The 11,275-nt window shown below is 65.0% G+C and carries 13 protein-coding genes; 8 read left to right on the top strand and 5 right to left on the bottom strand.

From position 1 onward, the window contains the following. Positions 1-134 precede the first annotated feature (134 nt). Positions 135-1,487: a malonyl-CoA decarboxylase gene (locus tag ABIA40_RS21515; protein WP_109144743.1), complete on the top strand. Its 1,353-nt coding sequence runs from the start codon at positions 135-137 to the stop codon at positions 1,485-1,487. A 227-nt stretch (positions 1,488-1,714) separates the two neighbouring features. Here ABIA40_RS21515 and tarD read toward each other — a convergent pair whose 3' ends face one another. The 5 genes from tarD to ABIA40_RS21540 all read right to left on the bottom strand — a co-directional run bounded on the left by tarD (position 1,715) and on the right by ABIA40_RS21540 (position 5,691). Next, positions 1,715-2,884 (bottom strand): D(-)-tartrate dehydratase, encoded by a 1,170-nt coding sequence (tarD, locus tag ABIA40_RS21520; protein ID WP_404543170.1) that lies wholly within the window; start codon positions 2,882-2,884, stop codon positions 1,715-1,717. Between the two features lie 176 nt (positions 2,885-3,060). Next, positions 3,061-3,303 (bottom strand): DUF3297 family protein, encoded by a 243-nt coding sequence (locus ABIA40_RS21525; protein WP_036007363.1) that lies wholly within the window; start codon positions 3,301-3,303, stop codon positions 3,061-3,063. A gap of 11 nt (positions 3,304-3,314) precedes the next feature. Continuing rightward, positions 3,315-3,791: a glutathione peroxidase gene (locus tag ABIA40_RS21530; RefSeq protein ID WP_157281731.1), complete on the bottom strand. Its 477-nt coding sequence runs from the start codon at positions 3,789-3,791 to the stop codon at positions 3,315-3,317. A gap of 2 nt (positions 3,792-3,793) precedes the next feature. Beyond that, positions 3,794-5,194, bottom strand: a complete 1,401-nt coding sequence (locus ABIA40_RS21535) for an amidase family protein (RefSeq protein ID WP_271541933.1) — start codon at positions 5,192-5,194, stop codon at positions 3,794-3,796. Positions 5,195-5,433: 239 nt separating this feature from the next. Further along, positions 5,434-5,691 (bottom strand): DUF6894 family protein, encoded by a 258-nt coding sequence (locus ABIA40_RS21540; protein ID WP_036007354.1) that lies wholly within the window; start codon positions 5,689-5,691, stop codon positions 5,434-5,436. 262 nt (positions 5,692-5,953) lie between these two features. Between ABIA40_RS21540 and pqqA the strand changes: the two genes are divergently transcribed. The 7 genes from pqqA to ABIA40_RS21575 all read left to right on the top strand — a co-directional run bounded on the left by pqqA (position 5,954) and on the right by ABIA40_RS21575 (position 11,038). Beyond that, the gene (pqqA, locus tag ABIA40_RS21545) at positions 5,954-6,034 is read left to right on the top strand and encodes a pyrroloquinoline quinone precursor peptide PqqA (RefSeq protein ID WP_007595659.1); all 81 of its coding nucleotides are present in this window, start codon (positions 5,954-5,956) and stop codon (positions 6,032-6,034) included. Positions 6,035-6,164: 130 nt separating this feature from the next. Beyond that, complete coding sequence (gene pqqB / locus ABIA40_RS21550; protein ID WP_404543171.1) at positions 6,165-7,094, top strand: pyrroloquinoline quinone biosynthesis protein PqqB; 930 nt, start codon at positions 6,165-6,167, stop codon at positions 7,092-7,094. Positions 7,095-7,114: 20 nt separating this feature from the next. Then, a complete protein-coding gene (gene pqqC, locus ABIA40_RS21555; RefSeq protein WP_404546293.1) occupies positions 7,115-7,870 on the top strand; it encodes a pyrroloquinoline-quinone synthase PqqC in 756 nt (251 codons plus the stop codon). Positions 7,871-7,881: 11 nt separating this feature from the next. After that, positions 7,882-8,193, top strand: coding sequence for a pyrroloquinoline quinone biosynthesis peptide chaperone PqqD (gene pqqD, locus ABIA40_RS21560; protein ID WP_157281739.1), 312 nt, complete (start codon positions 7,882-7,884; stop codon positions 8,191-8,193). After that, complete coding sequence (pqqE, locus tag ABIA40_RS21565) at positions 8,190-9,371, top strand: pyrroloquinoline quinone biosynthesis protein PqqE (protein ID WP_128263812.1); 1,182 nt, start codon at positions 8,190-8,192, stop codon at positions 9,369-9,371. Before pqqD ends, pqqE begins: the two co-directional genes overlap by 4 nt. Next, positions 9,361-10,347 (top strand): prolyl aminopeptidase, encoded by a 987-nt coding sequence (gene pip, locus ABIA40_RS21570; protein ID WP_404543173.1) that lies wholly within the window; start codon positions 9,361-9,363, stop codon positions 10,345-10,347. Before pqqE ends, pip begins: the two co-directional genes overlap by 11 nt. 13 nt (positions 10,348-10,360) lie before the next feature. Continuing rightward, on the top strand, positions 10,361-11,038 hold the full coding sequence (locus ABIA40_RS21575) for a hypothetical protein (protein ID WP_404543175.1): 678 nt from the start codon (positions 10,361-10,363) through the stop codon (positions 11,036-11,038). Positions 11,039-11,275: the final 237 nt, after the last annotated feature.

The following is an 11,275-nucleotide window of genomic DNA, read 5'->3' on the forward strand; positions in this document are numbered from 1 at the left end:
GTTCCGGCATGCCCTCATTCTCCAAACGCACGGCCCGACGAAAGATGCCGCATTCGCCTGCTTGATTGTGATCGGCTTGCACCCAAATCCCGTGTAAGCTTGCCGCATCGCACAGACCTGATACGAAAGCCCCGATGGCCAACGCCTTCTTCTCCGACCTGCTTGCCACCATCTCCGAGCGCGGCCGCACGTTGCTTCGCCGGGGAGACGCCGCCGATACCAAGCATGATGCCGACGGACTGCTCGAGCTCTGCGATGCGCTGCTGTCGGGCCGGGGCGAAGCCTCGGGCACCGCGATGGCGCGCGAGGTGCTCGACATCTACCGGGAGCTGGACGCGGCCGGACGCCGCGCCTTCTTCGAGGGCTTGGTGCGCGATTTCGGTCCCGACCGGGAGCGCCTGTCCAAGGCGATCGAGACATGGCGGGCCGCGCCCAGCGACGAGGACGCAAGCTCGCTGCACTTCGCCTCAGAGCCGCGCCGGCAGGAGCTGATCCGGCGGCTCAACCGCGCACCCGGCGGTACCGGCGATCTCGTCAACATGCGCGCCGATCTGCTCGGCATGATGAACGGGCACACCGATCTCGCCGCGCTCGATCGCGACGTCTCGCATCTTCTCTCTTCGTGGTTCAACAGGGGGTTTCTCGTGCTGCGCAGGATCGACTGGTCGACCCCGGCCAACATCCTCGAAAAGATCATCCGTTATGAGGCCGTGCACGAGATCTCGGACTGGGACGATCTGCGCCGCCGCATCGATCCGGTCGACCGGCGCTGCTACGCCTTCTTCCATCCTGCGATGGTGGACGAGCCCTTGATCTTCGTCGAGGTGGCGCTGACCGAGACGATCCCCGGCGCGATCCAGCCCCTGCTCGCAGTCGACCGCCAGCACCTGCCGATCGAGCGCGCGCGCACCGCCGTGTTCTATTCGATCTCCAACACCCAGCGCGGCCTGGGTGGCATCTCCTTCGGCAGCTTCCTGATCAAGCAGGTGGTGGAAGAGCTGCGCCGCGAGTTGCCGAAGCTCGACACCTTCGTCACGCTGTCGCCGGTGCCGGGCTTCATGGCCTGGGTGAAGCAGGACAAGGATCTGCCGCTGTCGGACGAGGACCGCGAGGTGCTGAGGCGCCTCGACGATCCCAGATGGTTCGAGAGCCCGGAGACGGCGGCGCTGCTCCGCGCCGTGCTGGAGCCGCTCGCGGCGCACTATTTCCTCAAGGCGCGCACGCCGAAAGGCAAGCTGATCGATTCCGTCGCCCGCTTCCATCTCGGCAACGGCGCGCGGCTGGAGCGCATCAACTGGCTGGGCGACCTCTCGCCCAAGGGAATGCGCGAGTCCGCCGGCGTGATGGTCAACTACCTCTACCGCCTCGACGACATCGAGAAGAACCACGAGGCCTACGCCAATGACGGCGAGGTCGTGGCGTCGAGTGCAGTGAAGAAGCTGCTGAAGGGCGAGGGGCGAAGGCTGCTGGATATGAGGTTGTCGTAACGACACACTCGGCGTCGTCCCGGACAAGCGCAGCTCCCGACAACGCGTAGCGTTGTCTCGAGCGAAGCGCAGATCCGGGACCCATAACCACAGGAGCTCGTGGTTACGGGGACTCGGAGTTATTAGCTTCGCGAAACGACTCCTCCCTGGGGTTATGGGTCCCCGCCTTCGCGGGGACGACACCGTTGTTGGCGCGGCCGTCTCGCCTCGAACTCCGAAGCGCGCGCCTACTCGGCCAGCGCCTTCATTTCCTTGTAGAGATCCGACTTGCCTTCGAAGCCGATGCCTGCAAGCTCGGGCATGGTGATGTGGCCGTTCTCGACGCGCACGCCGTCGGGGAAGCCGCCATAGGGCTGGAACAGGTCGGGGTAGCTTTCGTTGCCGCCCAAGCCGAGGCCGGCGGCGATGTTGAGCGACATCTGGTGGCCGCCGTGCGGGATGCAGCGGCTGGGGGACCAGCCGTGGGTCTTCAGCACCTCCAGCGTGCGCTGGTATTCGCACAGGCCATAGGACAGCGCGCAGTCGAATTGCAGCCAGTCGCGATCGGGGCGCATGCCGCCGTAGCGGATCAGGTTGCGGGCGTCCTGGTGGCTGAACAGGTTCTCGCCGGTCGCCATCGGGCCGGGATAGAACTCCGCGAGCGCAGCCTGCAGCGCGTAGTCGAGCGGATCGCCGGCTTCCTCGTACCAGAACAACGGATAGTCGCGCAGCATCTTGGCGTAGGCGATGGCGGTCTCCAGGTTGAAGCGGCCGTTGGCGTCGACGGCGAGCTGCGCGTCCTTGCCGATCTCCTTCAGCACCGCCTCGATGCGCCTGCGGTCCTCGTCGATATCAGCGCCGCCGATCTTCATCTTGACGACGTTGTAGCCGCGATCGAGATAGCCGCGCATCTCAGCCCGCAGCATCGAGAGATCCTTGCCGGGATAATAGTAGCCGCCGGCGGCGTAGACGAACACGCGCGGATCGGCTTTGACGCCGTGGCGTTCGGCGAGCAGACGGAACAGCGGCTTGCCCGCGATCTTCGCCACCGCGTCCCACACCGCCATGTCGATGGTGCCGACCGCGACCGAGCGCTCGCCATGGCCGCCCGGCTTCTCGTTGGTCATCATCGCGGCCCAGACCTTGTCGGGGTCGAGATTGTCGCCGGCTGCGTTGAGCAGCGACTTCGGATCAGCTTCCGTGATGCGCGCGGCAAAGCGCTCGCGGATCAGACCGCCCTGCCCATAGCGGCCGTTGGAGTTGAAGCCGTAGCCGACGACACGCTTGCCGTCACGCACCACATCGGTGACGACGGCGACGAGGCTGGTCGTCATCTTCGTGAAGTCGATATAGGCGTTGCGGATCGGCGAAGAGATCGGTTTTGTAATTTCGCGGACGTCGACGATGCGGACGGACATGGGCGGTTTTCCTGGCTGGATCTCTCCGCTCGTCATGGCCGGGCTTGACCCGGCCATCCACGTCTTTGCCACGGAGCAAGTCTGAAGACGTGGATGCCCGGGTCAAGCCCGGGCATGACGACAGAGTGTGGGCGAAATACGAGACTATGTCTTATCCCGGAATGACGGCTTCGCCGTCACTTCTTATCCCGGAAATACGGCTCGACCGGACCGTGCACCTTGATGGTCAGCGGGTTGCCGTGGCGATCCTTGGCGTTCCCTGCGGTGACGCGGACCCAGCCTTCGCTGATGCAGTACTCCTCGACGTTTGTCTTCTCGATGCCTTTGAAACGGATGCCGACGTCGCGCGACAGGATCTCCGCGTTGTAATAGGGGCTGTTCGGGTCGACCGACAGGCGGTCCGGAAATTCGTCGCTCATGATTGTCTCGCTCACAACAGTGTTTCGATTTGATTGCGCAATCCTTCGGGCCGGGCGGTCGGCGCGTAGCGCGCCACCACGCGGCCCTCACGGTTCACCAGGAATTTGGTGAAATTCCATTTGATGGCGGCGCCGAGAAGCCCGGATTGCTGGCGTTTCAGGTACTCGTACAGAGGATGCGCCTTCGGCCCGTTGACGTCGATCTTCTCGAACAGGGGAAAGGTGACGTCGTAATGGGTCGAGCAGAATTCCTGGATCTCGCTCGCCTGCCCCGGCTCCTGCGCGCCGAACTGGTTGCAGGGAAAGCCGAGCACCGAGAAGCCGCGCGGCGAGAGGTCGCGATGGAGATCCTCGAGGCCGCGATATTGCGGCGTGAAGCCGCATTTGCTCGCGGTGTTGACGATCAAGAGCACCTGCCCCTCGAAACGCCGCAGGGCGACCTCCTCGCCGGCGAGCGAGTTGGCCTTGAAGTCGTAGATATCAGTCATCGCTAGCCCATGGGATCGATCGGCGACGGTGGCACGCCGCCGGCCTCGATCGCCTCGCCCGCGAGCAGGCACAGATCCTCGCGATAGCGGCCGGAGACGATGTGCACGCCGACCGGCGCCTTGCCGACGAGACCGGTGGAGACGACGAGGCCCGGCAGTCCCATGAAGGGAATCGCGATCTGCGGCAGCTGCGCTTCCCAGACCCGCTTGAAGGAGTCCTCGTCCTTGCGGTCGAGATGGTCGGGGAACGGCAATTCGCCGGAGACCGGCGTCAGCAGCACGGCGTATTTTTCGAAGAACAGCATCCAGTCGCGCGTCAGCGTGGCGCGTCGGGTCAGCGCCCTGGCGTAATTGGCCTGATCCATCGGCGTGACCCTGGCGCGGTTGCCGCGCAGGCAGGCCAGCGCGCCGGGATCGCCCTCGCGCTCGGCCATCTCCAGCTGCGCCTCATAGCCGTCGCCGAGCCAGAGCTTGATCTGCCACTCGACCGCCTCGCGCATCGGCGGCGTGTCCTCGATCACATCGACGGTCCAGCCCGCGCGCTCCAACCGCTTGCCGGCATCGCTCACCGCGGCCTTCACCTCCGGCGCGGTGGCAAGGCCGCCCGGATTGAGGCAGAGCGCGGCGCGCTTGTCCCGCGCCGGGCCCTGCAGCGGCACCGGCACGAACCAGGGATCGCGGATGTCGCGGGCCGACATGGCTTCGAGCGAGATGCGCAAATCGTTGACCGTGCGCGCCAGCGGGCCCGACACCGCCATGATCTGCGGTCCGATCGGGCGCTCCGGCAGCGCCGGGTTGAAGGCGGGAATGCGGCCGAGCGTCGGGCGCAGACCATGCACGCCGCAGGCATAGGCGGGATAACGGATCGAGCCGGCGATATCGGTGCCGTGCGCGATGTGGCCGATGCCGGCCGCGACCGCCGAGCCGGCGCCGCCGGAGGAGCCGCCGGGCGTCAGCGAGGCATCCCGGGGGTTCTTGGTGTCGCCGTGGATGAGATTGGTGGTGAACCAGCGATAGGAGAAGGCCGGGCAATTGGTGCGGCCGAGCAGGATGGCGCCAGATTTCCGGAAATTGGCGACCACCGGATTGTCCTCGCGCGCGATCAGGTCGCGCTGCAGCTTGAGGCCGTTGGTGGTGGCAAAGCCTTCCTGGTCGACATTGGCCTTGATGGTGACGGGCACGCCGGCAAGGACGCCGGGGTCCTCGCCCCGCCCAATTGCGGCATCGACGGCATCGGCCTGCTTGAGCACGTCGTCCGGCCGGTGGTCGATCACCGCGTTGAGCTGGGGATTGACGGCATCGAGCCGCGCGAGACCCGCCTTGGCGGCCTCCCTGGCGGACACTTTTTTAGACCTGACGAGGGCGGCGAGGTCGGCGGCCGACAGGCGCCAGAGATCTTGCATGGCTTGCTCCGTATGACCGGCGTCTTTTAGCGCCGGGAACGCGGCAAAGCCATGCGGATTTCGCGGGGGTGGAGGGCGGGTTTGGCCCGGGTGCTGCCTCATTCTCCGTCATTGCGAGGAGCCCTTGCGACGAAGCAATCCAGGCTGCCTCCGGGGCGGGATTCTGGATTGCTTCGCTACGCTCGCAATGACGTGGAGGGAGTGGTGGGCCTCTCTTGCCACCTTGCGGACTGGTCCGGCTAATGCCTCGTGGCGGACTGGTCCGGCATGTCGAGCAGCGCCTCGGTGAAGGGAAACTCCAGCACGATCTCGCCGTCGGCGTCGGTGACCTCGATGACGGCCTCCAGCAGCGCCGGCTGGGTTCCTTCCGACTTCACGACCTCGAGGATCATCTGGCGCGCGACCTCCCAGGCGCGATCGGGGTTGCGCAGGTCCTCGCCGTCAGGATCCACAATCAGTTCGTCGCCGATGCGGGTGTTGAAGAAATATCTGGGCATGCCTGATCCAATGGGGTCGTCTGTCGCCGATGAGAAGCCGATCCATACTCACAACTGGTTTATCCCGACAGGGATCACGACCTATCGGCAATTTTGCGTATCTGATCCGCTCATCTTTGCGGCCGCAATACGCCATCTTTGCAGTGCAACAATTCCCGCAGCCTACTACCTAGGTCGGGAAAATTTCACTGGCGAACTTTGCCGTCCGCACTAACTTGTCCAATGGGCGGATACGTCCGAATTCGCGAAAATGGAGAGCCAAATGGCCTGGAAAGCCCCGAAGATCGTCGAAGTGCCCTGCGGCATGGAAATCAATATGTATGTGAGCGCCACCCGCAAGTAAGCGGCTGGTGGAAACGCGTTCTGCGCAGGTGGTTCTTTCGGTCACGATACGTTTCCGACAGTCAGAAACCTTGTCCGAAACTGTCTCGGCCTGAGATCCACCTCGCCAATTCGCCTCCAGGAGACGGATCATGCTTCGCGTCGTCGTCCTGGGCGCCGGGGCCGGCGGCGGAGTTCCGCAGTGGAATTGCGGCTGCGAAGGCTGCCGCGCGGCTCGTGCGAAGGGACATGAGCTCTTTCGAACCCAGGCCTCGGTCGCCTTCAGCGGCGACGGCGAGCACTGGTTCCTGATCAACGCCTCGCCCGATCTTCGCCAGCAATTGAACGCCACGCCGCAGCTGCACCCAAAGGCGGGCGCGCTGCGCCACACGCCGATTGCGGGCGTGATCTTGACCAACAGCGAAGTCGATGCGGTGGCCGGCCTGCTGTCGATGCGCGAAGGCTCGCCCTTCACGATCTATGCGCACGAGAAGGTGCTGGCGATCCTTGCCAGCAACAGCATCTTCAACGTGCTGAACGAGAAGAACGTGCGGCGCCAGCCGATCGCGATCCGCGAGCCGTTCGAGCCGCGGCTGCCCGGCGGCACGCGCTCGGGGCTCGAGGTGCTGCCCTTCGCGGTGCCGGGCAAGTCGGCGTGGTATCTCGAAGGCAAGGCGCATCCGGGCGGCGAGAGCGGCGACGGCGACACGCTGGGCCTGAAGATCACCGACAAGGCCACCGGCAAGTTCTTCTACTTCATCGCGGCCTGCGCCGAAGTGACCGACGCGCTCAAGGCCGAGATCGACGGCGCTTCACTGGTGTTCTTCGACGGCACGGTCTGGCGCGACGACGAGATGATCAGGGCCGGCCTCGGCCACAAGACCGGCAAGAGCATGGGCCATGTCGCCATGTCCGGCGAGGACGGCGCCATCGCGCGGCTGGCCGACCTCAATATCGACAGGAAGCTGTTTCTGCATATCAATAACTCGAATCCGGCACTGCTGCCCGGCTCGCCCGAGCGCAAGATTACTCAGGAGGCGGGCTGGCAGATACCGGCGGATGGAACGGAGATCGTGCTGTGAACGCCGCATCACTGACTGGAATGACCGCGCTCTCGATCGGCAAGGACTTGAAGCTCAACTCGGCTGAGGAGCTCGAGGCGGCGCTGCGCCACATCGGCGCCACGCGCTATCACAGCCTGCATCCGTTCCATAAGCTGCTGCATGGCGGCAAGCTGAACAAGGGCCAGGTGCAGGCCTGGGCGCTCAACCGCTACTATTACCAGAGCACGATTCCGATCAAGGACGCAGTGGTGATCTCGCGCTTCCGCGACCGCGCCACCCGCCTGGAATGGCGCCATCGCATCGAGGACCATGACGGCGATATCGGCAGCGAGGGCGGCATCGAGCGCTGGATCAAGCTGACCGAAGGGCTCGGGCTCGACACCGCTTACGTCGAATCCACCGAAGGCATCTTGCCGGCGACGCGCTTCGCGGTCGAAGCCTATGTGCACTTCTGCCGCGAAAAAAGCCCGCTGGAGGCGATCGCCTCCTCGCTCACCGAGCTGTTCGCGCCGAACCTGCATGAAGAACGCATCTCGGGCATGCTGGAGCACTACGACTTCGTCAACCCCGATATCATGAGCTACTTCAAGCGCCGCCTGACCCAGGCGCCGCGCGACGCCAATTTCGCGCTCGATTATGTCAAGAGGCACGCCACGACGCCGGAGCAGCGCGCGCAGGTCTGCAACGCGCTGATCTTCAAGACCAACGTGCTGTGGGTGCAGCTGGACGCGCTCCAGCATGCCTATGTCGAGGGCCACATTCCGCCGGGCGCGTTCGTGCCCAAAGCGAGCTAAGGATAAAAGCAATGGCCGGGCCGCGGAACATCAGCGTCAGCGAGGCGAGCCGCCCCGTGCTGCCGCGGCATGCCAAGCTGAAATATGACGAGACTCGCAAGGTCTGGGTGATCCTGGCGCCGGAGCGGGTGCTAGCGCCGGACGAGATCGCGGTCGAGGTCTTGCAACTCTGCAACGGCGAGCGCAATGTCGGCGAGGTCGCCGATCAGCTCGCCACAAAGTACGCAGCGCCGCGCGAGGCGATCCTGACCGATGTCATCGCCATGTTGCAGGATCTCGCCGACAAGGGCTTTCTCACCGAGATCAGGGAGAAGACGTCATGAGCGACGTGACCATCCCGCCCAGCGACAGCCTCGCGGTGCTTGAGAAGCAGCGCTCGACGGCGGAGACGTTCGGCATTCCGCTCGCCGTGCTGCTCGAGATCACCCATCGCTGCCCGCTGCAATGTCCCTATTGCTCCAACCCGGTCGAGCTCGACCGCTCTGGCAAAGAGCTGACGACGGACGAGTGGAAGAAGGTGCTGAGCGAGCTCGCCGAGATCGGCGTGCTCCAGGTGCATTTCTCCGGCGGCGAGCCGACGGCACGGAAAGATCTCGTCGAGCTGGTCAAGCATGCAAGCGACGCCGGGCTCTACACCAATCTCATCACCTCGGCCGTGCTGCTGACGCGCGAGAGGCTCAGCGATCTCGCAGATGCCGGGCTCTGCCATGTGCAGATCTCTTTCCAGGGGATCGAGGACGGCCTCGCAGATCGCGTTGCCGGCTACAAGGGCGGCCACCGCAAGAAGCTCGAAGTCGCGAAATGGACGCGCGAGCTCGACCTGCCGCTCACCGTGAACGCGGTGATGCACCGGCAGAACCTGCACCAGCTGCCCGACATCATCCAGATGGCGCTCGATCTCGATGCCGACCGGCTCGAGGTCGCCAATGTGCAATATTACGGCTGGGCGCTGAAGAACCGCGCCGCGCTAATGCCGACCGTGGCGCAGCTCGATGAGTGTACCCGCCTCGTTGAGGAGGCGCGCGAGCGGCTGAAGGGCCGACTGACGATCGACTACGTGGTGCCGGATTATTACGCGCTGCGGCCGAAGAAGTGCATGGGCGGCTGGGGCCGGCAGTTCTTCAACATCTCGCCCGCCGGCAAGGTGCTGCCCTGCCATGCCGCCGAGAGCATCACCGGGCTTGATTTCGAGTCGGTGCGCTCCAACCATTCGATCGCCTGGATCTGGCAGAACTCGGAGGCCTTCAACCGCTATCGCGGCACCGGCTGGATGAAGGAGCCGTGCAAGTCTTGCGAATTCCGCGAGATCGATTTCGGCGGCTGCCGCTGCCAGGCCTTCGCGCTGACCGGCGATGCCGCCAACACCGACCCGGCCTGCGCGCTGTCGCCGCTGCACGAGACCATCTTCAAGCAGGCGGAAGCCGAGGCCGAGGGCGAGACCAGCCGCTTCCTCTATCGCAACTTTGCCGGCGGCACCCTGGAATCCGAGAATGGGACCTGACGCCGACGCGGCCGCTTCCACCAAACGTGCCGATCCCTTTGCGCCGCTGACCTCCGACATCCTCGACGTCGGCGACGGCCATGAGCTCTATGTCGAGAGCGTCGGCCGCGCCGACGGCATCCCCGCGGTCTACCTGCATGGCGGGCCCGGCAGCGGCTGCCAGCCCGACCATCGCCGGCTGTTCGATCCCGACCGCTTCTGCGCCGTGCTGTTCGACCAGCGCGGCTGCGGCCGCAGCCGGCCCAAGGGATCGCGCGAGCACAACACCACACAGCATCTGATCGCGGACATGGAAACGATCCGCGAAAAGTTCGGCTTCGAACGCTGGATGGTGGTCGGCGGCTCCTGGGGCGCGACGCTGGCGCTGGCTTATGCCGAGGTGCATCCCGAGCGCGTCTCGGGCATTGCGCTGCGCGCGACGTTTCTCGGCACGCGGGCCGAGGTCGAGACGGCCTTCACCTCGCGCCTGTCGCAATTCCATCCGGCGCTGTACGAGGATTTCCTCAGCGTGCTGCCGCCCCAAGAGCGGGCGCAGCCGGTGGAGGCCTTTTGGCGCCGCATCCTCGATGCCGACCCTGCCGTGCATGGCCCGGCGGCGAAGGCCTGGCACGACACCGAGCGCACCTTGTCCGAGCACAAGCCGGCCAGGATGCGGCTCGACCTCGCCGCGCTGAACGTCTGGCGCACATTGCCGGCGACGCCGTTCATGGAAGCGCATTATTTCATCAACGACAGCTTCATGAACGAGGACCAGCTGCTGCGGAACGCGGGCCGGCTCGACGGCATTCCCGGCATCATCGTGCAGGGGCGCTATGATCTATTGTGTCCTCCCGCGACAGCGCAGGCCCTTGCGAAAGTATGGCCCGGTTCCGAGCTTCGCATCGTGGAAGAAGCCGGGCATTCGCTCTATGATGGCGGCGTGAGGGACGCGGTCATGAAGTCGATCGCGGACCTCGCATCGAAGATCGGGCGATGAGAGGACAAGAAGAATGCCGCTCGCCGGAAAGGGCATGCTGCTGACGTCGATGAACATCGACGCTGTGGACGAGGCCGATTTCAACCGCTGGTACGATCGCGAGCATCTGGAAGAGCGCGTCGCAATCGACGGATTTCTCGAAGCGCGGCGCTATGTCGCGCATGCCGCCAACCCCAAATATCTCTCGCTGTACTCGACCGAAACGCTCGGCGTGCTCGACAGCCCCGCCTACCGGGCGCGGCTCGCCGACCAGACCGAATGGTCGCGGCGATCCATGGCGCGCTTCCGGGACATGCTGCGCGTGGTCGCGCGCATCACAATCAGCAAGGGTACTGGCCGCGGCACGTCGCTCGGCCTGGTGCGGCTGCGGCCGACGCCCGACAACGCCGGTGCGTGGCGTGATGCGCTGCAAGAAAAGCTGGCGCCGCAAGACCGCGACGGCATCATCTCGATGCACCTGCTCGAAAGCGAGCCGGAATTGTCGGGCGCAACGGCGGGAATTCCGGCGGTGCGCAACGAGGGCGCGCGAGACTGGTTCGTGCTGATCGACGGCACGCATGTCAATGCGGTCTCCGCCGTCATCGCCGAGCGCTTCACCGGCCCGGCTGCGGCGCCCTTCCCGCTCCCCATCTCCGTCGGCACCTACTGCCTGATGTGGGACCTCGCCAAGAGCGACATCGCGCGCGGCTGAACGGCACCCGCATCGCAGCATATTGCACCGCACGCATCTCGTGCGCCGCGCGTTAATGCCGTGCACGCGTAGCTCCCATGAAAGCGGTGACGCGCGCAAATTTGCCGTTGTACTTCGGAACGGTTCTAATAAGCTAACCCAATGACGTCATTCAGAAACCAGATCGAAGCGCGTTAAGCGCTCGCCAAGCTCTAACAAAAAAGGCCGCGGGGTCTTCGGGCCTGCGCGGACAGGGTA

This window comes from Bradyrhizobium sp. USDA 223, assembly GCF_044909005.1.
Lineage (GTDB): Bacteria > Pseudomonadota > Alphaproteobacteria > Rhizobiales > Xanthobacteraceae > Bradyrhizobium > Bradyrhizobium yuanmingense.

Bases quoted from the DNA above. Each gene is read 5' to 3' on its own strand.
- pqqD (WP_157281739.1), top strand. From the start codon at position 7,882: ATGGCCGGGCCGCGGAACATCAGCGTCAGCGAGGCGAGCCGCCCCGTG.
- pqqA (WP_007595659.1), top strand. From the start codon at position 5,954: ATGGCCTGGAAAGCCCCGAAGATCGTCGAAGTGCCCTGCGGCATGGAA.
- pqqB (WP_404543171.1), top strand. From the start codon at position 6,165: ATGCTTCGCGTCGTCGTCCTGGGCGCCGGGGCCGGCGGCGGAGTTCCG.
- ABIA40_RS21515 (WP_109144743.1), top strand. From the start codon at position 135: ATGGCCAACGCCTTCTTCTCCGACCTGCTTGCCACCATCTCCGAGCGC.
- ABIA40_RS21540 (WP_036007354.1), bottom strand. From the start codon at position 5,691: ATGCCCAGATATTTCTTCAACACCCGCATCGGCGACGAACTGATTGTG.
- pqqE (WP_128263812.1), top strand. From the start codon at position 8,190: ATGAGCGACGTGACCATCCCGCCCAGCGACAGCCTCGCGGTGCTTGAG.
- pip (WP_404543173.1), top strand. From the start codon at position 9,361: ATGGGACCTGACGCCGACGCGGCCGCTTCCACCAAACGTGCCGATCCC.
- ABIA40_RS21525 (WP_036007363.1), bottom strand. From the start codon at position 3,303: ATGAGCGACGAATTTCCGGACCGCCTGTCGGTCGACCCGAACAGCCCC.
- ABIA40_RS21535 (WP_271541933.1), bottom strand. From the start codon at position 5,194: ATGCAAGATCTCTGGCGCCTGTCGGCCGCCGACCTCGCCGCCCTCGTC.
- ABIA40_RS21530 (WP_157281731.1), bottom strand. From the start codon at position 3,791: ATGACTGATATCTACGACTTCAAGGCCAACTCGCTCGCCGGCGAGGAG.
- ABIA40_RS21575 (WP_404543175.1), top strand. From the start codon at position 10,361: ATGCCGCTCGCCGGAAAGGGCATGCTGCTGACGTCGATGAACATCGAC.
- tarD (WP_404543170.1), bottom strand. From the start codon at position 2,884: ATGTCCGTCCGCATCGTCGACGTCCGCGAAATTACAAAACCGATCTCT.
- pqqC (WP_404546293.1), top strand. From the start codon at position 7,115: ATGACCGCGCTCTCGATCGGCAAGGACTTGAAGCTCAACTCGGCTGAG.